The organism is Devosia aurantiaca (assembly GCF_011058215.1).
GTDB lineage: Bacteria > Pseudomonadota > Alphaproteobacteria > Rhizobiales > Devosiaceae > Devosia > Devosia aurantiaca.
Window position 1 is genome coordinate 5,001 of the sequence record NZ_JAALFG010000001.1, and the last position, 21,868, is coordinate 26,868.

Annotated in this window: 21 protein-coding genes and 5 pseudogenes (1 of these 26 running past the window's edge); 5 read left to right on the forward strand and 21 right to left on the reverse strand. The window is 62.3% G+C overall.

All coding sequences use genetic code 11. The annotated features are described in order from the left end of the window. A protein-coding gene (locus tag G5575_RS00030; protein WP_164532570.1) for a M23 family metallopeptidase crosses the window boundary here: on the forward strand, positions 1–1,013 show its 3' portion. It extends 946 nt beyond the left edge of the window; the window shows 1,013 of its 1,959 coding nt (coding positions 947–1,959); the start codon falls outside the window, past its left edge; the stop codon is at positions 1,011–1,013. Here the strand turns inward: G5575_RS00030 and G5575_RS00035 are convergent, their stop codons facing one another. The 12 genes and pseudogenes from G5575_RS00035 to G5575_RS00085 form a co-directional block, all read right to left on the reverse strand. Next, positions 1,014–1,355, reverse strand: coding sequence for a VOC family protein (locus G5575_RS00035; RefSeq protein ID WP_164532571.1), 342 nt, complete (start codon positions 1,353–1,355; stop codon positions 1,014–1,016). Positions 1,356–1,364: 9 nt separating this feature from the next. Then, complete coding sequence (locus G5575_RS00040) at positions 1,365–1,766, reverse strand: DUF6157 family protein (RefSeq protein ID WP_164532572.1); 402 nt, start codon at positions 1,764–1,766, stop codon at positions 1,365–1,367. Positions 1,767–1,862: 96 nt separating this feature from the next. Beyond that, positions 1,863–4,477 (reverse strand): annotated as a pseudogene (gene clpB, locus G5575_RS00045) (ATP-dependent chaperone ClpB). Positions 4,478–4,548: 71 nt separating this feature from the next. After that, entirely contained in the window at positions 4,549–5,364 is an 816-nt protein-coding gene (locus G5575_RS00050) for a DUF4167 domain-containing protein (RefSeq protein WP_164532573.1), read from the reverse strand. A 346-nt stretch (positions 5,365–5,710) separates the two neighbouring features. Next, on the reverse strand, positions 5,711–5,887 hold the full coding sequence (locus G5575_RS00055; RefSeq protein ID WP_164532567.1) for a hypothetical protein: 177 nt from the start codon (positions 5,885–5,887) through the stop codon (positions 5,711–5,713). A gap of 82 nt (positions 5,888–5,969) precedes the next feature. After that, positions 5,970–6,344: a methyltransferase gene (locus tag G5575_RS21355; protein ID WP_164532574.1), complete on the reverse strand. Its 375-nt coding sequence runs from the start codon at positions 6,342–6,344 to the stop codon at positions 5,970–5,972. Between the two features lie 59 nt (positions 6,345–6,403). Further along, positions 6,404–6,514 (reverse strand): annotated as a pseudogene (locus G5575_RS21985) (hypothetical protein); the annotation flags it as partial. Between the two features lie 35 nt (positions 6,515–6,549). Next, the gene (locus G5575_RS21990; RefSeq protein ID WP_407924843.1) at positions 6,550–7,107 is read right to left on the reverse strand and encodes a peptide chain release factor-like protein; all 558 of its coding nucleotides are present in this window, start codon (positions 7,105–7,107) and stop codon (positions 6,550–6,552) included. After that, a pseudogene (locus tag G5575_RS21995) lies at positions 7,081–7,625 on the reverse strand (PCRF domain-containing protein); the annotation flags it as partial. The gene G5575_RS21990 and the pseudogene G5575_RS21995, both read right to left, overlap by 27 nt. Positions 7,626–7,856: 231 nt before the next feature. After that, positions 7,857–10,124: a phosphoenolpyruvate--protein phosphotransferase gene (ptsP, locus tag G5575_RS00075; RefSeq protein ID WP_164532575.1), complete on the reverse strand. Its 2,268-nt coding sequence runs from the start codon at positions 10,122–10,124 to the stop codon at positions 7,857–7,859. A gap of 65 nt (positions 10,125–10,189) precedes the next feature. Further along, a pseudogene (locus tag G5575_RS00080) lies at positions 10,190–11,454 on the reverse strand (aspartate kinase). A 95-nt stretch (positions 11,455–11,549) separates the two neighbouring features. Next, a pseudogene (locus G5575_RS00085) lies at positions 11,550–12,082 on the reverse strand (dihydrofolate reductase family protein). A gap of 99 nt (positions 12,083–12,181) precedes the next feature. On the opposite strand from G5575_RS00085, the gene G5575_RS00090 reads away from it, so the two are divergent. Together G5575_RS00090 and ubiG are read left to right on the forward strand one after the other, a co-directional pair. Then, positions 12,182–12,739: a winged helix-turn-helix transcriptional regulator gene (locus G5575_RS00090; protein WP_164532576.1), complete on the forward strand. Its 558-nt coding sequence runs from the start codon at positions 12,182–12,184 to the stop codon at positions 12,737–12,739. Further along, positions 12,736–13,476: a bifunctional 2-polyprenyl-6-hydroxyphenol methylase/3-demethylubiquinol 3-O-methyltransferase UbiG gene (ubiG, locus tag G5575_RS00095; protein ID WP_164532577.1), complete on the forward strand. Its 741-nt coding sequence runs from the start codon at positions 12,736–12,738 to the stop codon at positions 13,474–13,476. The genes G5575_RS00090 and ubiG overlap by 4 nt, the downstream gene beginning before the upstream one ends. 52 nt (positions 13,477–13,528) lie before the next feature. Here the strand turns inward: ubiG and G5575_RS00100 are convergent, their stop codons facing one another. Then, entirely contained in the window at positions 13,529–14,374 is an 846-nt protein-coding gene (locus G5575_RS00100) for a hypothetical protein (RefSeq protein ID WP_164532578.1), read from the reverse strand. A gap of 148 nt (positions 14,375–14,522) precedes the next feature. After that, positions 14,523–14,822: a hypothetical protein gene (locus G5575_RS00105; protein ID WP_164532579.1), complete on the reverse strand. Its 300-nt coding sequence runs from the start codon at positions 14,820–14,822 to the stop codon at positions 14,523–14,525. 266 nt (positions 14,823–15,088) lie between these two features. Here G5575_RS00105 and ilvD point away from each other — a divergent pair, with 266 nt between their 5' ends. Beyond that, entirely contained in the window at positions 15,089–16,942 is a 1,854-nt protein-coding gene (gene ilvD / locus G5575_RS00110; protein ID WP_164532580.1) for a dihydroxy-acid dehydratase, read from the forward strand. 197 nt (positions 16,943–17,139) lie between these two features. Here ilvD and G5575_RS00115 read toward each other — a convergent pair whose 3' ends face one another. The 7 genes from G5575_RS00115 to G5575_RS21365 form a co-directional block, all read right to left on the reverse strand. Continuing rightward, a complete protein-coding gene (locus tag G5575_RS00115) occupies positions 17,140–17,598 on the reverse strand; it encodes a hypothetical protein (protein WP_164532581.1) in 459 nt (152 codons plus the stop codon). 87 nt (positions 17,599–17,685) lie between these two features. Next, complete coding sequence (locus G5575_RS00120; protein ID WP_164532582.1) at positions 17,686–18,552, reverse strand: aldo/keto reductase; 867 nt, start codon at positions 18,550–18,552, stop codon at positions 17,686–17,688. A 20-nt stretch (positions 18,553–18,572) separates the two neighbouring features. Beyond that, a complete protein-coding gene (locus G5575_RS00125; protein WP_164532583.1) occupies positions 18,573–18,995 on the reverse strand; it encodes a DUF1178 family protein in 423 nt (140 codons plus the stop codon). Positions 18,996–19,020: 25 nt separating this feature from the next. Next, the gene (locus G5575_RS00130) at positions 19,021–19,848 is read right to left on the reverse strand and encodes a carbon-nitrogen hydrolase family protein (protein ID WP_328765775.1); all 828 of its coding nucleotides are present in this window, start codon (positions 19,846–19,848) and stop codon (positions 19,021–19,023) included. A 4-nt stretch (positions 19,849–19,852) separates the two neighbouring features. Then, on the reverse strand, positions 19,853–20,107 hold the full coding sequence (gene grxC, locus G5575_RS00135; protein ID WP_164532585.1) for a glutaredoxin 3: 255 nt from the start codon (positions 20,105–20,107) through the stop codon (positions 19,853–19,855). Between the two features lie 28 nt (positions 20,108–20,135). Further along, positions 20,136–20,549: a ComF family protein gene (locus G5575_RS21360; RefSeq protein ID WP_328765776.1), complete on the reverse strand. Its 414-nt coding sequence runs from the start codon at positions 20,547–20,549 to the stop codon at positions 20,136–20,138. After that, entirely contained in the window at positions 20,549–20,941 is a 393-nt protein-coding gene (locus G5575_RS21365) for a double zinc ribbon domain-containing protein (protein ID WP_328765777.1), read from the reverse strand. The genes G5575_RS21360 and G5575_RS21365 overlap by 1 nt, the downstream gene beginning before the upstream one ends. A gap of 35 nt (positions 20,942–20,976) precedes the next feature. On the opposite strand from G5575_RS21365, the gene G5575_RS00145 reads away from it, so the two are divergent. Continuing rightward, positions 20,977–21,801: a methyltransferase domain-containing protein gene (locus G5575_RS00145; protein WP_164532586.1), complete on the forward strand. Its 825-nt coding sequence runs from the start codon at positions 20,977–20,979 to the stop codon at positions 21,799–21,801. Positions 21,802–21,868 lie beyond the last annotated feature (67 nt).

A 21,868-nucleotide genomic window follows, 5' to 3' on the forward strand; every position in this document is an offset into this window, starting at 1 on the left:
CCGGCATTCGCCTCCGAATCCTTTACGGTCCGCTCTCGAGCTCGCCGACGAGCCTTGTGCCCTATCGCATGTCGATCTACCGGCCGGACGGCGCCCCGGGCGACCGCCATATCGCGACCGTAGCGCTGAGCGATACCGGCCAATATGTGGTCGGCCTTCAGCCCGATTGGGTAGAATTCCCAGCCGAAGACGTCGAGCAGATCAATGTCGGCAACCTGCCCACGGTTTACCGGTCGATTTGGGAAACCGGCCGCAAGCATGATCTTGCCGACGACACCATTGAACGCATCATCGGCATGTTCGCCTATGACGTCGACATGACCAAGCGCATCACTGCCGGCGACACGATCGAGATTCTCGAAACCGAAGAAATCGAAGGGGCGCCCGATGCGCTGCTTTATGTCGGCCTGACGCTGGGCGGCAGCAAGCGGCAGCTTTACCGCTTCACCACCGATGACGGTACGGTGGATTTCTACGATCCCGATGGCGAAACCGGAAAGCGCTTCCTCAATCGCCGACCGCTGGAAGGCGGCGGCACGCTGCGCTCCCGTTTCGGCTATCGCATCCACCCAATCTTCAAGACGCGTCGCCTCCATACCGGCGTCGATCTTGCCGCCCGCTCCGGCACGCCGATCTATGCCGCCGGCGACGGCGTGATCTCCTACTACAAATGGGCTTCCGGCTACGGCAACAAGATCGAGATCGAGCATGTCAACGGTTATGAAACCGCCTATGGCCACCTCTCCAAATTCGTGGATGGGCTCGGCGCCGGCAGCCGCGTCCGCCAAGGGCAGCTGATCGGCTATGTCGGATCGACCGGCCAGTCGACCGGTCCGCATCTTCATTTCGAGATCAAGATCAACGGCAATCTCGTTGATCCCTTGAGCGTGAAACTGCCCAAGGACAATGTTTTGGCCGAGCAATATCGTGGCGAGTTCGACGCCACGATCGCCCAGATCAACGACCTCATGGCCCGCGATCCGGCGCCGGTCACCGTCGCCCAGGCGCAGTAGCTACGCTTCGCGCGAAACGTAGACGGCCAACTCGTTGCCGCCCGGCTCACGGAAGTGAAACCGGCGGCCACCGGGAAAATCGAACTGCGGCTGCGTGATGACGCCACCTGCTGCAATCACGCGCCGTTCTGCATCATCGAGATCGTCTGTACGGACCACGGCCACGGTCGCCGCCACCCGATCGGCGCTGCCATCGATGCCGCCATCAAGCCCTGCCCCCTCCAGCGCCTGATAGTCAGGGCCATAGCTCACCATGCTCCAGCCGAAGGCCTTCTCGAAAAACGCGCTGCTCTGCCCGATCGCGCCACTTGGAAATTCGATATAGTCGATCCGCTCAGCCATGCGACGCTCCTATGCCTTCTTGCTGCGCATGCCGACGAGCTTGGTGATCCCCTCTTGCGCCTGCAACTGCGCGAAGCGGCTCGAATCGGGATCGACAAGCGCCACACGCCCATCGCTGTCATGATGCAGTGCCCATCCCAAGGTCTTCACCAAGGGTGAAGCGCGAAGGCAGGCTTGGCCCTTGGAAAAGAACTCCATGCGGGCAGGCCCCCGCTCCTCCTCGGCGATTTCCTTCCGATCGGCATGAATACCGAACAGCAAGTCATCGCTCGTGATCGTATAGGGCGCTGCAACCAAGCGCTCGTGCTGGAGAGCCGCGATCGTTCCGGGCTTGGTTGGTGCTGTCGCCTCAGCGGCAGCGCAATCGGGTGAAGGAAGGATCAGCGTGTCGCGATAATTGGTCGTATGCATCTCTTCCCCTTTGTTCTCTTTATGTTCTATATAGCGCGCGAGAAAGAGGCAAGCGCAAAACAAAAGGGCCGGTCTTTCGACCGACCCTCATTTTGGTTAAGCAGCAGCTTCGCTGGGCAAAGCCCCGGCCGGTCGCAGGATGATCCCGCTATCGTCGGCATCGACCACCACCCGTGCACCGTCGGTGACGGCACCGGAAAGGATTTCCTCGGCCAGCTCATCCTGCACTTCGCGCTGGATGACGCGCTTGAGCGGTCGTGCGCCATAGGCCGGATCATAGCCTTCCCGCGCCAGCCACTCGCGAGCGCGTGGCGTGAGATCAAGGCCGATATCGCGATCCTTGAGCAGCTTTTCGAGCCGGCTGAACTGGATATCGACGATTGCCGCCATGTTCTCGCGCGCCAGCCGGTGGAACAACAGGATCTCGTCGATCCGGTTGATGAACTCCGGCTTGAACGTCGCCTTGACCGCATCCATCACCCGGCCACGTGCCAGCTCGATCGAGTCCCCATCCTCGAGTTCCTGGATCGCCTGCGAACCGATATTGGAAGTGAGGATGATGACCGTGTTGCGGAAATCGACCGTGCGTCCCTGCCCATCGGTCAGACGCCCATCGTCGAGCACCTGCAGGAGGACGTTGAACACGTCCGGATGCGCCTTTTCGATCTCGTCGAACAGGACGACCTGATAGGGCCGACGCCGCACCGCTTCGGTGAGCACGCCGCCTTCGTCATAGCCGACATAGCCCGGAGGGGCGCCGATCAGCCGGGCGACGGAGTGCTTTTCCATGAACTCGCTCATGTCGAGACGAACCATGGCGGTCTCGTCATCGAACAGGAACTGCGCCAAGGCCTTGGTCAGCTCGGTCTTGCCGACGCCGGTTGGTCCAAGGAACATGAACGAGCCGATCGGCCGGTTCGGATCCTGGAGCCCGGCGCGCGAGCGCCGAACGGCCTTCGCCACCGCGGCAACGGCTTCGTTCTGGCCGATGACGCGTGCGCCGAGCGATGTTTCCATAGCCAAGAGCTTTTCGCGTTCGCCTTCCAGCATGCGGTCGACCGGAATGCCGGTCCAACGCGACACCACCTGGGCGATATCGCTCGACTCGACCGTTTCCTTGGCCATTAACGGATCGGGCTTGCCATTGCCATCCGGATCGTCCGCGGTCTTGAGCCGCTTTTCGAGGTCTGGAATGACGCCATAGGCCAGCTCGCCCGCTTTGGCGAGGTCGCCCTGGCGCTGTGCGATTTCCAGCTGTCCGCGCGCGGCATCGAGCTCTTCCTTGATCTTGGTCGAACCCTGCAGCCGTTCCTTTTCCGCCAGCCACTTGGCCGACAGGGCCTGTGCCTGCTCTTCGAGCCCGGACAATTCCTGCTCGAGCCGGCCCAGCCGCGTGCGCGAGCCATCGTCGTCTTCCTTGCGTAGCGCCTCGCGCTCGATCTTGAGCTGCATGATGCGCCGGTCGAGTTCGTCCAGGGCTTCAGGCTTGGAGTCGACCGCCATGCGCAGCCGCGCTGCCGCTTCGTCCATCAGGTCGATGGCCTTGTCGGGCAGGAAGCGATCGGTGATGTAGCGGTTCGATAAAGTCGCCGCGCTCACCAAGGCCGAGTCCGCAATGCGGATGCCATGATGGAGCTCGTACTTTTCCTTAAGGCCGCGCAGGATCGAGATCGTGTCCTCGACCGTCGGCTCGGAAACGAAAACCGGCTGAAAACGCCGCGCCAGAGCCGGGTCCTTTTCGACATGCTTGCGATATTCGTCGAGCGTCGTCGCGCCCACGCAGTGCAGTTCACCGCGCGCCAGCGCAGGCTTGAGGAGATTGGACGCATCCATCGCGCCATCCGCCTTGCCGGCGCCGACCAGCGTGTGCATCTCGTCGATAAAAGGACGATCTGCCCCTCGGCCGCCGTCACCTCGCTCAGCACCGATTTCAGCCGCTCTTCGAACTCGCCGCGATATTTCGCGCCCGCAATCAGCGCACCCATGTCGAGCGCCATCAGGCTCTTGTTCTTGAGCGATTCCGGCACGTCGCCATTGACCATGCGGATTGCCAGGCCTTCGGCGATCGCCGTCTTGCCGACGCCGGGTTCACCGATCAGCACCGGATTGTTCTTAGTGCGGCGCGACAGCACCTGGATGGTGCGGCGGATTTCTTCGTCGCGACCGATCACCGGGTCGAGCTTGCCCTCGCGCACATCGGCGGTGAGATCGCGCGCATATTTCTTGAGCGCGTCATAGGTGTTCTCGGCGGAAGCCGAATCCGCGGTGCGACCCTTGCGGATCGCTTCGATCGCGGTGTTGAGCCCCTGCGCCGCTACGCCGGCTGATGCCAATACGCGACCGGCATCGGTGTCCTTTTCGATCACCAGCGCCAAGAGCAATCGCTCGACCGTCACATAGCTGTCGCCGGCCTTCTGCGCTGCCTGCTCGGCAGTGTCGAAGACCTTGGACAGTTCGCGGCTGAGATAAAGCTGACCGGCATCGCCGGAAACCTTGGGGATCTTGTTGAGTGCAGCAGCCGTGCCGGCCCGAGCTGCCTTGGGGTCGCCGCCTGCCTTGGCGATCAGGCCATTGGCCATGCCCTGGTCGTCATCCAGCAAGACCTTGAGCAGATGCACCGGGGCGAACTGCTGGTTGCCGGCATTCATCGCACCGGTCTGGGCGCTCTGGATAAAACCGCGAGCCCGCTCGGTATACTTTTCGATATTCATGCAAAACTCCTTTTCGGCCCTTACGGCGCCGATAGCGTCGATTTGCGGATGCCCTCAAAAGGCACATCCGTTCACCAATGCATGTAGGAAGTTTCGCGCTGGGCGGAAGACCCGAAAACAAAAATGCCGGGCACTGGACCCGGCATTTTTAAAGATCTACTCGGCGGCGTTGGCTGGATTGCCGGTGAGGAACGCAGGAGTTCGCTCACCTCGGCCTCGCCCGCAGGGGCCTGCTCGCCACCCTCGCCTGCCGCTGGGCGGCGGCGGCGTGGACGGCGTTCGCGCTGCTTGCGCGGCGCCTGCTCACCGGCTTCTTCGCCAGGAGCGGCCTGCACCGGTTCTCCGGCTGCCTGGACGACAGGCTGTTCGCCTTCGCCGGCCACCACGGTCTCGCGGTTTTCGCGATTGGCATTGTCGCGGTTTTCGCGCGTTTCGCGATACTCGCGCCGCTCACCGCCATTGCCGTTGTCGCGACCCTCGCGCTGGCCGCCATTGTTGCCACCATTGTCCTGGTAGCCACCGTTGTCCTGCGGCTGCTGGATCGGCTGCGGCGAGGAGAAGCGGGAATTGACGTCGTTGGCATCGTCGTCGAAGTCCAGGTCATCCTGGCTCTGGCCATCGCGCGGGCCGTTGAGGGCCTGCTGTGCGGACGAAACGATGCGGAAATAATGCTCGGCGTGCTGGAGATAGTTTTCCGCCATCACCGAGTCGCCGCTCGATTGCGCGTCACGGGCGAGTTGCAGGTACTTTTCCGCGACATGGGCAGCGTTGCCGCGCACCTTCACGTCCGGGCCGTTGCTCTCGTAGTTGCGCGACAGCGGATTGACGTGCTTGCGCCCGCCATTGCGATTACGCTGCCGGTTCTTGTTTTGGTTGTTTGGTCTCATCGGGTCGCTGATCTAACTCTAAAAGTTAAGCGTCTCACTATGGCGGACCCGGACGATGCGCCTGGGTCTGGCCCGGCCCCGGCGGAGATAAACTGCACGCCGCGGGACCCTGAACTGGCTTCATGAAGACCTAAATGCGGTCGGCAACAACCTGGCGGATCGATCCGCCCCACCCTTGCACCGTTCCGTTTGCGGAACCGCGCTGCCCCTGGCAGCATAGTCGTTGAGTTGGGTGTGGTCGCTGCGGCGCCCATGATGCGCCGTTGACAGCAAGGGCAAATTACTCGGTTCGAGCCCGCTTGACCAGCACAAATTGCGGTGACTGGTTTAAAGACGCTGTTCTTCATCACAAGTGGTGCGCGACAACCACACGATCAAGCCCTGCAAGGTCTTGATGAACGGCGACGTCGGAAAAACCGGCGTCTTCGAACAGCGAGGCAACGCTCCGTCCCTGGTTATAGCCGATCTCGACCATGGCCTGCCCGCCGGCCCTGAGATAGTGCCCGGAAGCCGACGCGATCACCCGATAAGGCTCGAGCCCATCCGGCCCCCGTCCAATGCCAGCATCGGATCGAAAGCCTTGACCTCTGCCGAAAGGCTTTCGATTACCGCCGTGGCGATATAGGGCGGATTGGAAACGATAAGATCGAATGCCTTGGAGCCACCAACCGCCTCGAACCAACTCCCCGCACAAAGTCGATCCGCCCCGCCACACCATGCCGCCCGGCATTGCGTTTGGCCATCTCCAGCGCCTCGGCGGAAACATCCGTTGCCATGGCGCTTGTATCCGGACGGTTGACCAAGATCGATATCGGGATGCACCCCGTTCCGGTCCCGAGGTCCAGCAAGCGACCACCTTGCGGTAGGGCCTTGAGCGCCAGATCGACCAGCAGCTCGGTATCGGGACGCGGCTCGAGCGTTGCTGCATTGAGGCCAAAGGCGAGACCATAAAATTCCCGCTCGCCGATGATGCGCGCCACGGACTCCCCGTCATCCGCCGCCGGAGCATCTGGTCGACGCGGCCCACCATCTCGTCCGAAACAGGTTCGTTTTCCCGCAGCGAGAGCGCCAGCGCATCAAGGCCCAGCGCATGCCCGGTCAGCAGCTTTGCATCCAGCGTCGCTGTCGCAAACCCTTCATGGTCCAGCATGTCGCGCCAGCGGCGCCAGAGCTGGCCGATCGTGATCAGTTGACTTGCTCCATGGCCGCTAGCTGCGATGCCTGATTTTCGGTGATCAGCGCTTCGATCAGCTCGTCCAGCGCTTCGCCGGCGATGACCTTGTCGAGCTTGTAGAGCGTCAGGTTGATGCGGTGGTCGGTCACCCGGCCTTGCGGGAAATTATAGGTGCGAATGCGCTCGGAGCGATCGCCCGATCCCACCTGCCCTTTGCGTTCCGCCGATCGAGCCGAATCCCGCTCTTCGCGCTGCATTTCGTAAAGCCGCGACCGCAAGACGATCATCGCCTGCGCCCGGTTCTGGTGCTGCGATTTCATTGCCGAGGTGACGACGATACCGGACGGCAGGTGGGTAATGCGCACTGCCGAGTCGGTTGTGTTGACGTGCTGCCCGCCGGCGCCCGAAGCCCGCATCGTATCGATGCGGATATCCTCGTTGCGGATTTCGATGTCGATGTCTTCCACTTCCGGCAGCACCGCGACCGTCGCCGCTGATGTATGGATGCGCCCCGAGCCTTCCGTCGCCGGCACGCGCTGCACGCGGTGGACGCCGGACTCATACTTCATCCGCGCATAAACGCCCTTGCCCGAGACATTGGCGATGACTTCCTTATAGCCCCCATTTCGCCGGGGCTTTCCTCCATCAGCGTCACCTTCCAGCCGCGCAGCGAGGCATAGCGCTCATACATCCGGAAGAGGTCGCCGGCGAAAAGCGCCGCCTCGTCGCCCCCAGTGCCGCCGCGAATTTCAAGGATGATCGACTTTTCGTCGGCCTCGTCCTTGGGCAGCAGGAGGATGCGGATCGATTGCGCCAGGGTCTCGAGCTCAGCATCCAGTTCTTCGATCTCGACCTCGGCCATTTCGGCCATTTCCCGGTCGCCCGACTTCAAGAGCGTTTCCGCCTCGGCCCGATCGCGCTGGGCTTTCTTGTAAGCGCTGATCTGCCCGACAATCTCGGAGAGGTCGGAATGCTCCTTGGACAGTTTTGCGAACTCGTCCTGGCTCGCCCCACCCGAAAGCGCCGCTTCGATATACTGAAACCGCACTTCGAGCGCGTCGAGCTTGTCCATGGGCAAAGAAGGCATAGAGATAAACTTTCTGGCGTGTCCCGCGAGGCTGTAAAGAGGGACAGGATCAACCGCAAGCCTTAAGCGGACCCCTGCCTTCCTCTCCCGTTCACGGGAGAGGGGGACCACGCGAAGCGTGGTGGAGAGGGAGCCGCTTGCGCGGGAGGTGCAATTTTGACGCTATGACTTTGTTGCACCCCCTCCACCGCGGCTGGCGGCCCCTCCCCCGCAAGCGGTGGAGGAAAAAGGCTAGCCCATCGGCAGGTTCTGCTTCTCCACCCATCCCGTCAGCAAGGTCCGGATCGCCGCGCCATTGGCGCCGTCGCTCAAAGCCTCGGCCACAGCCGCGCGGATCGGCGCCAGTTCGAGATTGAGCACCATTTCCTTGATCGGACCGATCGAGGCCGGCCCCATGGACAACCGGTTCATCCCGATCGCCATCAGCGCCAAGGCTTCCATCGGCTTGCCCGCCAATTCGCCGCACATGGTCACCGGCTTGCCGTGCCGTTCGGCCGCATCCACCACCATGCGGATGGCCCGCAGGCGCGGCAGCGCGATCGGATCATAGGCTTTCGACACGCGCGGATTAGCGCGATCGGCCGCCGTCAGAAACTGCACAAGGTCGTTCGAACCAATCGACACAAAATCGGCCTCGGGCAGGATCTGGTCGAGTTCGAACAGCAGCGATGGCACTTCCACCATGGCGCCGATTTCAAGCCGCGACGGCACCGGCTGCCCGGAGCGCCGCAAGCGCTCGACTTCCTTGGCGATGACGCGCTTGGTTTGCAAAAACTCGAACGTCTCGGTGACCATCGGCACGAGGATTTTGAGCGCACGGCCCTTCGCCGCCATCAGCAAGGCCCGAACCTGCGTCCGCAGCAGGCCCGGACGATCAAGGCCGAGCCGGATCGAGCGATACCCCATGGCCGGGTTTTCTTCCGACGTCGCGCGCAGATACGGCAAAACCTTATCGCCACCGATGTCAAGGAGGCGGAAGACGACCGGCCGGTCGCCTGCCAGCGCCATGGCCTCGGCATAAAGCTCGGCCTGCTCCTGCAAACGCGGCAGGCGGCTCGCAATCATAAACTGCAACTCGGTGCGGAAGAGACCGACACCGGCAGCACCGGTATCGTCCAGCATCGGCAAGTCGGCGACGAGCCCCGAATTGTGCAGCAAGGTGATTTCGATGCCGTCGCGCGTGACGGCAGGCTTTGATTTCAGTGCCGCATAATGCGCCCGCCGTCGCGCCGAAACCCGGACCTTGTCGATATAGGTCTGCTCGACCTCGGGCGTCGGCCGCACATGCACCTGCCCCGCCGGGCCGTCGATGATGATGTCGTCGCCGGTTTCGCAAACCGAAACGATTGAATCCGCCTGCCCCACCGCGACGATGCCGAGCGAGCGTGCGACAATGGCAACATGCGCCGTGGCGCCGCCTTCTTCCAGGACGATCCCGCGCAGCTTGGTGCGGTCATACTCCAGCAGTTCCGCCGGTCCCATATTGCGGGCGACGAGAATGGCATTGTCGGGCAAGTCGCGATGCGCTGGCTGCCCAGTATTGGTCAGGACGCGCAGCAGCCGATTGGCCAGGTCGTCGAGATCGTGCAGCCGGTCGCGGATATAGGGATCGGTCTGGCGCAGCATGCGCGCGCGTGTGTCATTCTGCACCCGCTCGACCGCCGCTTCCGCCGAAAGGCCATTGTCGATGGCTTCGCTCAAGCGTTTCACCCAGCCGCGGTCATTGGCGAACATGCGGTAGGTTTCAAGAATCTCGCGATGGTCCGAGGTCGGCTGCATGTCGCCATGGTCGAGCATGGCGTCGATCGAGACGCGCATCGAGGCCAGCGCCGCATCGAGCCGCAGCTTTTCGGCGTCGGTATCTTCGGCAATGAAATTGTGCACGACGACGCGCGGGTCGTGCAGAACCACGGTGCCCAGGGCAATGCCATCGGTAAAGCTGACGCCGTTGAACATGCGTGGTCGCCTGAGGTCGATATCGGACCCCGGCTTGATCAGATTGTCGAAGTCGGAGGTGGCGATCATCTCGGCCAGGATTGTGGCCGTAGTCAGCATCGCCTCGGTTTCATCCTCGCCGAAATGACGGTGATCCGAATTTTGTACCACCAGCACGCCCAGCATCTGCCCTGCGCGCAGGACAGGGACGCCGAGGAAAGAATTGTACTGGTCCTCACCCGTCTCCGGCCGATAGGCGAAAGCGGGATGGGCCGGTGCATTGTCGAGGCTGAGCGGCTCGGCTTCCGACGCGATCAGGCCGACAAGGCCCTCGCCCAGCCGCAGCGTCGTCATATGCACCGATTCTGCCTGGAGACCGCGAGTCGCGAAAAGCTCGAGCGCGCCATCGTCGCGCAACACGTAGAACGAGCAGACATCGGCGCGCATGTTGTCGGCGATGAGGTTGACGATCTTGTCGAGCCGCGCCTGCGAAGCCAGAGGCTCCGCCATGGTCTCGCGCAATTGCCGCAGCAGCACCCTTGGGCCGCCTATGGTCGTCACCATTGCCTCAATCAGGCAGCTCGCAAAGCCGCCCCCTGTTAGGACGCGGCCCATTCCCCTCGAATAGGTCAGGCGTCCTTCTTGTCCAAACCGTAATAGGTGTGGAGCGCTCGAACCGCAAGCTCGGCATATTCTTCATCGATCAACACCGAGGTCTTGATCTCCGATGTGGTGATGAGCTGAATGTTGATACCCTTATCGGCCAGGGCCTTGAACATAGAGGCCGCAACGCCCGCATGGCTGCGCATGCCGACACCCACGACGGAGACCTTTGCCCCGCCGCGCGAGCCGGAAAGGCGGGCATATTCGAAGCGCCCGCCATTGTCTTCGAGCGCCTTGGTGGCCTTTTCATATTCGCTGTCGGGCACCGTAAAGGTGATGTCGGTGGTCGCGCCGTCGTCGGCGATGTTCTGGACGATCATGTCGACGATGATGCCCTTGTCGGCCAGCGTGCCGAAAATGGCAGCTGCAACGCCGGGGCTATCTTTGACGTCGCGCAGTGTGATCTTGGCTTCGGCCTTGGCGAGAGTCACGCCCGAAACGATCTGCTTTTCCACGATCTCATCCTCATCGCAAACCAGTGTACCGGGTACGCCCGGCGTTCCATCGGGCGCAATCTGTGGCGCATCCGGATCATCAAAGCTCGAGCGCACCAGGAGGCGCACCTTGTAGGCCATCGCCATCTCGACCGAGCGGATCATCAAGACCTTGGCGCCGAGCGACGCCATCTCCAGCATTTCCTCAAAGGAAATCTTGGTCATGCGCTGCGCCTTGGGCACGATACGCGGATCGGTCGTGTAAACACCGTCCACATCCGTATAGATGTCGCAACGGTCGGCACCGACCGCGGCCGCCACGGCCACCGCGGACGTATCCGAACCACCGCGGCCCAGCGTCGTCAGCCGATTGTTGGGCGAAACGCCCTGGAAGCCGGTGATCACCGGCACCCAGCCATTGCTCATCCGGTCGTTGAGTTCGGTCGCATCGATGGCGGTAATGCGTGCCGCGCCATGAGCGTCGTCGGTATGGATCGGCACCTGCCAGCCGGCATAGGAGCGCGACTGGATGCCCATTTCCGCAAGCACGATAGCCATGAGGCCCGCAGTCACCTGCTCGCCCGAGGCCACGACGGCATCGTATTCGCGCGCGTCGTGCAGCTTCGATGCTTCGTTGACCCAGCCGACCAGCTCATTGGTCTTGCCGCTCATGGCCGAAACCACCACCGCCACTTCGTGACCGGCATCGACTTCGCGCTTCACATGGCGCGCGGCATTGCGGATGCGTTCGACCGTGGCGACCGAAGTGCCCCGAACTTGACGACGATACGGGCCATTGCTTCCCCGAAACCCTGCCGAACCCGGCGGTACGCTTAATGTTGGCGGGGACATGCCATAAACGGGAAGCGCGATCAATGGTGAGCGTGTGCGATCACGCCGGCACGTAACTAAGCCGCATGACGTCCCCGTCGATCTGCTCGTGGCTTTCCAAACGCAGCCGCGGTCGTGCTTCGGCAAAAAACTTGGTGCCGTGGCCCAGAACTTCGGGATGAAGGTAGATGCGGTATTCGTCGATCAGCCCCAGCTCCGTCAGCCGTTGCGCCAGCTTGGGCCCGCCGACCTCGATCTCGCCCTCATGCTCGGCCTTCAGCCGGCGAATATCAGCTACGAAATCCTCGCTCAGAAGCGTCGCATTGGGCCCGACGTCCTTCAGCGTCCGCGACACCACCCATTTCGGCGCCTTGCGCCACGCGACTGCAAATTCGTGCTCCGCTCCCCCCAGCCCGGCTGATCGACGTCCCAATAGTGCATCAGGCCGTAAAGCGTGCGGCCATAGAGGCTGCCCGTCAGCCCATCGGTCTGGTCAATAAAGTGCTGAAAGAGCTTGGAGCCAGGCGGCTGCATGCGGTCGTGATCCACGTAACCGTCGAGCGACTGGTTCATTCCGAAGAAAAGCTTGGCCATGTCGCACTCCCTTGCTGCGTTTCTTTCCTTGCAACCTGTGATAGCAGTGGGCCGGAGCAAGAAACCACCTCTATTTTGCAACTGGTCAGGAGTGAAGCGATGAAGCTGAGACGGTCCGGATGCCCGATCAATCTGACGCTTGAAACATTTGGCGACCGCTGGAGCCTGATCATCCTGCGCGACACAATGTTCGGTGGGCGCCGACGCAGCTTCCGATCCTATCTGACCGAAAGCCTTGAAGGCATCGCGTCCAATATCCTGTCCGACCGCCTGCAGCGCCTGACCGCCAGCGGTCTGCTCACCCGGTCCGCTGATCCAACTCATAAGCAGCGCGTGGTTTATAGCCTCACCGAACAAGCCATCGAGCTGGTGCCTCTCATGGCATTCATGGGCAGCTGGGGCATTCGGCACGCCCACCCTTCCGTCGAGTTGTCGGCCCGGGCCCAAGTTCTCGAGGATGGCGGGCCACAACTTTGGACTGAGTTCATGGACGAATTGCGCCATATCCATCTGGGCTCACCCGCCCCTCTTGCCTCTGCCCTAGCCAAGATGGAGGCGGCCTATCAGGCATCGGTGGCAGGCCACGCCTGCGACACGCCGCGCCTTGCCCCTGCCACTCTCGATGGGTCATATCGGACAAACGGAGCCGCCCCATGACCGAGACCACCGTCAACGACGCCGAAATTGCCAAATTCACCGCCATGGCGGAGCAGTGGTGGGACCCCAAGGGCAAGTTCAAGCCGCTCCACAAATTCAATCCGGTCCGCCTCGCCTATATCCGCGACAATCTGGTGCGCCATTTCGGACGCGATGCTACCTCGATCCGACCCTTCGAAGGGCTCACCATCCTCGATGTCGGCTGCGGCGGCGGCTTGCTCTGCGAACCGCTGACCCGCCTCGGCGCCACCGTCACCGGCATCGACGCGGCCGAGCGCAACATCGCCATCGCCCGCATCCATGCCGAACAGTCGGGCCTTGCGATCGACTACCGCGCCACCACCAGCGAAGCCTTGGTCGCCGCCGGCGAGCGCTTCGATGTCGTGCTCAACATGGAAGTGGTCGAACACGTCGACAACGTGACCCTTTACATGAAATCCTGTGCCGACCTCGTGGCGCCGGGCGGCCTCATGTTCACCGCTACGCTCAACCGCACCGCCCGCTCCATGGCCTTTGCGGTGATCGGCGCCGAATATGTTTTGCGCTGGCTGCCGCGCGGCACGCACGACTGGAACAAGTTTTTGACGCCCGAAGAAATCAAGGCGCAGATCCGCCGCAACAATCTGCGGGTCACGGGCGAGACCGGCGTGGTCTTTCATCCCCTCGCCGATGAGTGGAAGCTCTCGTCCGACATGGGCATCAACTACATGGTCCTTGCCGAGCGCCGCACAGCATAAACCGGCCGCCCCAAAGGACGGCCGGCAGCATGTTCTGATGGGCTGGGGAGGATCAGAACACGTAGACCATCAGCGTCTGGCCCTGGCGTTGCACGCCAAGAACATGGCCGGGCTGCTTGTTGGTGCGGCTGAGCGCTGCATTGATCAGCGCGTCACCGGCCACCTGACCCACCAGCTGGTGGTAGCTCGGATTGTTAGCCAGCCAATTGGCGATCTGATTGCGCACATCGCGGCAGACCTGGACCGGGATCAGCTGAATGGAGCTGGCGCGGTTCCAGCCGCTCATCTTGCTGTTCTGGAACAGCGAGATAAGCTGGTTCGGGTTCGAATTGGCACAAGCGGAGCTGCTCGAGCCAAACCCACCGCCCGACCCGCTGCGCAGAATGGCGAAGCCGCCGCTACCATTACTGCCGTTGGCACCGTTACTGCCGTTATTGCCGCCACCGCCATTGTTGCCGTTGCCGCCGTTCCCACCATTGCCGCCATTACCGCCATTGCCACCACCTGGCAGACGAACATCGACATCGATCAGGTTCGGCCCGCCGACATTGGCGCCGATGCCGACATCGCCAAGATTGACATTGGCATCGACGATGCCGCTCGATCCGAGCACCGTCGCACCCACCAGCGGCTCCGAACCCGAACCGATATTAGCGCTGACCAGACCATCGCTGCCGCCCAGGCCGACATTGATCGCGCCGGACGATCCGGCATTGTCGCCGACCGTGACCAGCGCCCCGCTATCGGAACCACCAACGATGCCGAGAACACTCGAGTCGCTCGATCCGCTGCCGCCGCCGAGCAGGCCGCCGCCACCGCCGAGAAGTTGTGCCTGTGCCATCGACGGGATGAGCATGGCGGAGAATGCGAGAGCTGCAAAATAACGCTTTAAAATCATGACTACCTCCTTTGACAATGGCCGTATCGCCATGTTGAGCAAGATAATCTGCTGACTGAGGATCCGGCATAATTCGATGTTGTACTTACTTTTTCTAACAGCTAATTATCTGGTTACCGATTTATATTCGAAATTGGTCTTTTAACTTTCATAAAACATATAAAGAGTTTGATTTGCCATTATGTAGAACTGGAAATGCATCCGGCCAGAAAGCCCCTGCATCGAGGACGACATAAAGGTCTCTATCCACCCCTTGTCCTTCCATGAGATCGCAGATGGTCGGCACCAGTTGGGTCGGTTGCGGATGTTCGGGGAGCCGGCGCACGAGGCGGCCGTCATATCGATGCTCGAGCACGCCGGCGCACAGTTCCGCCCCGTGCACAAACAGAAACAATGCACTCTTACCCTTGGGCACTTGGTGCTCGGTGATCGAAAGATATCTCGTCATGCCCCACCACGCGCAAACCGGGCGATGTTTCCCGATGATTGGCTCGGGCGTGGTGTTTGGCGCCTTGACGGGCCCTTAAGACCTATCCCGCTTGGCAGATCTGCGATCCGTAAATGCCCGCAGGCACGCACCCCGCATGTTCGCTGTCACGATTTTGATGCCACAACCGTACCCGCCGGTACGGTTGTCCTTGCCCGTGTCCTGGAATGGGTCTAGAGAAAAGCAAAACACCGGTCCCACCGGCAGCCTTGTCGAGGAATAGTCTCATGCCCGTCTATCGTTCCCGCACCACCACCCATGGCCGCAACATGGCCGGCGCCCGCGGGCTCTGGCGCGCCACGGGCATGAAGGACGGCGATTTTGGCAAGCCCATTATTGCCGTGGTCAATTCCTTCACGCAGTTCGTCCCCGGCCACGTCCACCTCAAGGACCTCGGCCAGCTGGTCGCGCGCGAAATCGAGGCAGCGGGCGGCGTCGCCAAGGAATTCAACACCATCGCGGTCGATGACGGCATCGCCATGGGCCATGACGGCATGCTCTATTCGCTGCCAAGCCGCGACATCATCGCGGACTCGGTGGAATACATGGTCAACGCCCACACCGCCGATGCCATGGTCTGCATTTCCAACTGCGACAAGATCACCCCCGGCATGCTCAATGCCGCCATGAGCCTCAACATCCCGGTGGTCTTCGTTTCCGGCGGTCCGATGGAAGCGGGCAAGGCCATAGTCAAGGGCAAGCTGCAGGCGCTCGATCTCGTCGATGCCATGGTCATGGCTGCCGACGAGCACTACACCGACGAAGAAGTGCAGGCCGTCGAGGAAGCCGCCTGCCCCACCTGCGGCTCCTGCTCGGGCATGTTCACCGCCAACTCCATGAACTGCTTGACCGAAGCGCTGGGCCTGTCGCTGCCCGGCAACGGCTCGACGCTCGCTACCCATTCCGATCGCAAGCGCCTGTTCCAGGAAGCCGGCCACCTCATCGTCGATCTCGCCCGCCGCTATTACGAGCAGGACGACGAAACCGTGCTGCCGCGTTCCATTGCCACCAAGCAGGCCTTCGAAAACGCCATGTCGCTCGATATCGCCATGGGCGGCTCGACCAACACCGTCCTGCACATCCTTGCCGCAGCCCATGAAGGCGGCGTCGATTTCACCATGGACGACATCGATCGCCTGTCGCGCAAGGTGCCGGTCCTCTCCAAGGTCGCTCCTGCCAAGAACGACGTCCATATGGAAGACGTCCACCGCGCCGGGGGCATTTTTGCCATCCTCGGCCAGCTCGATCGCGCCGGCCTGATCAACCGCCGCGAACCGACCGTCCATGCCTCCACCATGGGCGACGCGCTCGACAAGTGGGACATTTCCCGCACCAATTCGGAAAGCGTGCGCCAGTTCTATATGGCCGCACCCGGCGGCGTGCGCACCACCGAGGCCTTTTCCCAGTCCAACCGCTGGACCGAGCTAGACCTCGATCGCCAGAACGGCGTCATCCGTTCCGCCGAGTCGCCGTTCAGCAAGGACGGCGGCCTCGCCGTGCTCAAGGGCAATATCGCCCTCGACGGCTGCATCGTCAAAACCGCCGGGGTCGACGAGTCGATCCTCAAGTTCACTGGCCCTGCGCGCGTCTTTGAATCGCAGGACATGACCGTCAAGGCCATCCTTTCCAACGAAATCAAGGAAGGCGACGTCATCGTCATCCGCTACGAAGGCCCGCGCGGCGGCCCCGGCATGCAGGAAATGCTCTACCCGACGAGCTACCTTAAGTCCAAGGGCCTCGGCAAAGCCTGCGCCCTTCTGACCGACGGACGCTTTTCCGGCGGCACCTCCGGTCTTTCCATTGGCCACGTATCCCCCGAAGCTGCCGAAGGCGGCGCCATCGGCCTCGTGCGGGAAGGCGACATCATCGAGATCGACATCCCCAACCGCACGGTCAACGTCCTCGTTCCCGAAGCCGAAATGCACCGCCGCCGCGACCAGCAAAACGACGTCGGCTGGAAACCCGCCGAACCGCGCAAGCGTAAGGTCACCACGGCCCTCAAGGCCTACGCGGCTTTCGTCACCTCTGCCTCGAAGGGCGCCGTGCGCGATACGACCGAGATCGACAAGCTCTGGAATTGACGCCGTTTTTATTGTGACAAAGGTCCGCAAGACCTCATCCTGAGCGATGAGGTCAGGGGAGCGACGTCTCTTCACGACAAACACGTGACAAGCACCTCTTCCGGTGCTAACACGCACGCAGCCTTTTCAGCGGTCTGCAAGACAGCTGATTTGGTCAGGTTCGATAGCGGGGATTCCACCCTCCCTATCGAACCGACCTAATCCGCGAAGCAGGCTGCTGGTCGCGCCGGATAGATCAGGAAGACCTGATCGTCGCTATCCATCAAATTTCCTGAAAAGCCATCAAAGCCTTCGAGTTCGAGAAATCGAACCACCGAAAGCTCGAGCCCGTCATTGCGCGGCAAAAGATTGAAATAGCCCCCGTCGCCTTCGAGCGCACAAAGGTCCTCCCGGCAATAGGCAAGGCCGGAGTAAACGCTCCCGTCGCGCAGGGTAAAGCTGAGATCGAGCGTGATGTCGTAGCCGGGCTCCTGCCATTCGGAATAGCCGAGCGCGATGGTCGAGACCCGCTGGCGCGGATGGCGGCTCAAATGCGCCCGGTCATAGGCGCGGGCGTAACAATCGCCGGGCTCACCAAGCACCGGATCGAGGATCCCCGCTGCCATCGCCGGTACGCTGAACGTCGCCGCAACAAGAGCGGCTGCCACCATCTTCATGACCATTCCCCCAAGCCTGAGGCGAATAGTTCCACGGCATAACAGCTCCCGGCAAGCGGTTTTGCTTCGCCGGGAGCGGACGTGCTTTTATTTGCGGCCGATTTTGTCGAGCGTCGCAAAATCCTCGTCGCTGAGCTTGATGGCAGCAGCGGCAACATTGTCCTCGAGATGCTTGACCTTGCCCGTGCCCGGGATCGGCAGGATCACTGGCGAGCGCTTCAGCAGCCAGGCAAGCGCGATCTGGCTGCCGCTGGCCTCATGCTTTTGCATCACTTCGCGCGCCGCATCCTGGCCCTCGACCAGATCGCCACCGGCCAGCGGGAACCATGGAATGAAGCCGATGCCGTTCTTTTCGCAATAGTCGAGCACCGCTTCGCTCTTGCGGCTGGCGAGGTTGTAGTGGTTCTGCACCGTTACAACCTTGAAGTACTTTTGCGCTTCCTCGACATCGGCAACGCTGACCTCGCTAAGCCCCACATGGCGGATCAGCCCTTCCTTCTGCATATCGGCAATGACACCGAACTGCTCGGCACGGGGCGTCTTGGTCTCGATGCGGTGCAGCTGCCAAAGGTCGATCTGCTCGAGCTTGAGGCGGCGAAGGCTCGTCATCACGCCCTGGCGTAAAAATTCGGGACGCGCCAACTGATGCCATTCGTCCGGCCCGGTGCGCGTCAGCCCGCTCTTGGTCGCAACGATCGTGCCTTCGCTATAAGGCGCCAGCGCCTCGCCGATCAGCTCCTCGCTGATATAGGGGCCATAGCTTTCCGCCGTATCGATCAAGTTGACGTTAAGCTCAGGCAGGCGCTTTAGCACACGCAGCACCTCCTCGCGATCTTCCGGCGGGCCCCAGATTCCCTTGCCGACGATGCGCATGGCTCCAAAGCCGAGACGGTTGACGGTAAGATCACCGCCAATAGCGAAAGTCCCCGACAGGGATGCGTCGAGTTGAGCCATTCTTTTTCTCCTATGGGAGGTTAGTTGTCGTCGCCAACATCCGGCAACGGCAAAAATTCGATGCCGTCATCGAGTAAAGCCGCAACCTCGTCGCGGGTTGCTTCACCAAAGATGGCGCGCTCGTCGGCCTCTTCGAAGTGAATCTTGCGCGCCTCCTCGGCAAAGCGGTCGCCAACATTTTCAGCCGTGCTGACGACCCTGCGCCGGTATTCGCGCAGCATCTCGCGAAACTTGACCGCGTCGGGATGCATCGACGAAACCGAAACCCGCTCGCCATCGGTGCGCGCCACGGCCGGTGCCATTGGTGCCTTTTCGACATGCGCGTCGCCGCATTGGGCACAGGCGACGATGCCGCGCGCCTGCTGCTCGTCATAGGCCGCGGCATTCTTGAACCAGGCCTCGAAGCGGTGGCCCTGCGCACACTGGAGAGAGTAGCTGATCACGATAGTGCCGATATAGGTCTGCCGCTCAACGCTGGGAAGAGGGCATGGCAAAATCGCGCGCATTGGCCAAAGCCGGCACCCTGCCCCGCGCCTCGATCACCGCCGCCGCATCGATCTCGGCGACAAGCACGCCCGGCTCGTCATGGTCGAGCTCTGCAATGACCTTGCCCCAAGGGTCGATGATCAGCGAATGTCCATAGGTCGCGCGCCCGTTCTGGTGCGTCCCCCCTTGTGCCGCCGCGATCACATAAGACCCTGTTTCGATCGCCCGTGCCCGCAGCAGCACATGCCAATGCGCCTGGCCGGTCGGCACCGTAAAGGCTGCAGGCACAGCGATGAGGTTTGCTCCTGCATTGGCCAGCGCATTGAAGAGGCGCGGAAAACGCATGTCGTAGCAGATGGCAAAACCGAGCGTGATTTCGCCCAGGTCGGCCGTCACCGCCACGTCGCCACCCCGATAGGTCGCGCTTTCGCGATACGCGTTGAGCCCGGCGATATCGGCATCGAAGAGGTGGATCTTGTCATAGGTGGCCACCTGCCGCCCGTCCGGCCCGAACAGCACCGAACGATTGGCAAAGCGCCCATCCTCGAGCGGGATCGGCAGCGACCCCACCTGCACGAACATGCCGTGCTGCTGCGCCAGCTCACCCACGGCCGCCAGCTGCGGATGCCCCTCGAACGGCGCCGCCACCGAGCGCAACTGCTCCCGGTTTTCCGGGAAGATCATCGTCACTTCCGGGGTCAGCGCATACTGGGCGCCCTGCGCCGCCGCCTCCGCCAGAAGCGGTTCGAGCGCGCGAAGGTTGGCCTCGGGGTCGAGCCCCGAGCGCATCTGGATAGCTGCGACTTTCACTTTGCTATTGCGCCAGAAGCGGATCGAGGCCGCCACGGCGATCAAGCGCCGCGATGTCGTCGTAACCGCCGATATGGGCGTCATCGATAAAGATCTGCGGCACAGTCCGGCGGCCATTGGCGCGCTGCGTCATGGCTTCACGCAAGGAGGGATCGAGCACGGTGATTTCGTCGAACTCGGCGCCCTTTTCGTTGAGCAGCGACTTAGCCGCGTGGCAATAGGGGCAGGTGGGGGTGGTGTAGATCTCGATCTTGGCCATGGCTCGGCTCCGAAAACTCATATTGATCTTATATGGGCACATCGTCGCCAATGACAACGCGGGCAAAGGTCAACACATCGACCTGCTCTGCTCCGCCCTTCTTCAATGCCCGCGTCACGGCCTTGACCGTGGCGCCCGTCGTATAAACATCGTCTACCAGAACAACCGGCCGCCCCGCCAACCGTTCAAGCGCCCGCGGATGCGTGACGAATGCGCCCTGCACATTGCGCAAGCGCCCATGGCCCGAAAGCCCCACCTGTTGCCGCGTCCTTTTGCGCCGCGCGACCAGGTGCGGGTCGACGGTGAGCCCAGTAATGCGGCCGACCGTCTGCGCCAACAGCAGGGATTGGTTATAGCGCCGGAAGCGCAGACGACTGGGATGGAGCGGCACCGGCACAAGCACGGGCTCTGCCTCCCAGAACTCGCGTCCGGCCGCCGCCATCAGCCGCCCGCAAAGGTCGCGAGTTCGACCCGGTCTCCATATTTGAGCCGGCTCACCAGCGTCCCGACCATCTCGCCATAGGCAAGCGCCGCCCGCGCCCGCCCGAAGGGTGGCGGATCGGCAATGGCTTCCGCCGACAACATTCCGACGCCCTCGTCCGTCTCAAAAGGGAGTCCAAGTACCGGACAGAACGGCGGCGTGATCGGTCGCAATTGCGTGAAGCACGAGGCACAGAGGCCACCACCCTCAGCCAGTGGCGCGCCGCAGGCATCGCAAACCGGCGGATAAAGCTGTTCCAACATGGCAAGGCCCATCCGCCGCAAACCACCGGCGGTTCGCGCCACAAGGCTCCGTGCTTTGACTTCGTCTTCCCCCAAGACCATAAGGACCATTATTGTCCCGAGCCGGCCCCGGCGAAAGCCCCTTCATGTCCGCCCCGCCCCGTCTTTTCGACCCCGCCCAAATCCGCCACAACCTGTATCGCCGCCAGGGCAGTGCCAATTTCGTGCGTGACCTCGTGGTCGAGGACCTGCAGGACCGTCTCGGCGCCCACAAGCGCGATTTTTCGCGTGCCATCCTGATCGGTCCGGACGCGGCGACGCTCCCCGACACGCTCTTCACCGCCAACGGCCCAGTGACCGCTCAACGCGTCGAGGCCTTTGACGGTGACTTCCCCGACCTGCCACCAGGCGAGCACGACCTCATCGTTTCGCTGCTGCATCTTCAGGCCGTCGACGACGTCCCCGGCCACCTCGCCCGCTTGCGGCGCGTGTTGAAGCCCGACGGCCTCCTGCTTGCAGCCTTTCTGGGCGGTGAAACGCTGAGCGAGCTGCGCGAGGCTTTCCTTGCCGCAGATCTCGACGTCTCGGGCGGCGCCTCTGCTCGCGTGGCGCCCATGACTCAGGTGCGCGATGCCGGCGCCCTGCTGCAGCGCGCCGGCTTTGCCCTTCCCGTCGCCGACGTAGAAACCCATCGCGTGCGCTATTCCAGTCCCTTCGCCCTGATGGCCGAACTCAAGGCCTTGGGTGCCGCCAATCCGCTGGCCGATCGCCCGCGCCGCTTCGCGACACGCACTCTGCTAGCCACCGCAGCCCAGGCTTACGCCAGCCGCGATGCCGATCCCGATGGCCGCATCCGCGCAACGCTCGAAATCATATGGCTCGCCGGATGGGTCCCGCATGAAAGCCAGCAGCAGCCGCTGCGGCCCGGAAGCGCCACCGTCAGCATGCGCGACGTCCTGGGAAAAACCTGATCGCCACTGCCCATATTTGTGATCAGCGTTGCAGCATCTTTTGCGGCCTCGGCCGCATTCGACCAGC